Consider the following 414-nt stretch of genomic DNA (forward strand, 5'->3'; position numbering starts at 1 on the left):
GGTAAAGCATTAGATACTCGATTTGCTCCTGCTATGGTTGCTATTTTAAAAGACCAGGATAGTTCACAGTTTAGACTATATTTAAATTCACAAGATTTTAAAGATTTTTCTCCTGAAGAACGTGCTGGTGTTGTATGGCATGAGTTGAATCATATTCTTAATAATCATCTTGTTGAAACAAGCAAGAGAGAAGAATTAGGGATGAGTAATAAACAATTATTAACTATTGCTCAAGAAATTATTTGTAATGATACTGTATTATATCATGGCTTGAAACTACCGCACATGTTTCCTGATGATATGAGTCAAGGTATTTTTTATGGTGAAAAAATATTAGGTTTTAATTGTTTTGGTAAAACTACAAAAGAAGTTTATGACTTGTGAGAAGATTCAGATTATGAACCACCACAACAA

The 414-nt window shown here is 30.9% G+C and carries 1 protein-coding gene; it reads left to right on the forward strand.

The features are described 5' to 3' along the window. A partial coding sequence (locus D7X55_RS41845) for a DUF2201 family putative metallopeptidase (RefSeq protein ID WP_199747456.1) occupies positions 1-384 on the forward strand: 384 nt, incomplete at its 5' end. Positions 385-414 lie beyond the last annotated feature (30 nt).

It is taken from the genome of Corallococcus sp. AB049A, assembly GCF_003668885.1.
In the GTDB taxonomy this organism is placed as follows: domain Bacteria; phylum Myxococcota; class Myxococcia; order Myxococcales; family Myxococcaceae; genus Corallococcus; species Corallococcus interemptor.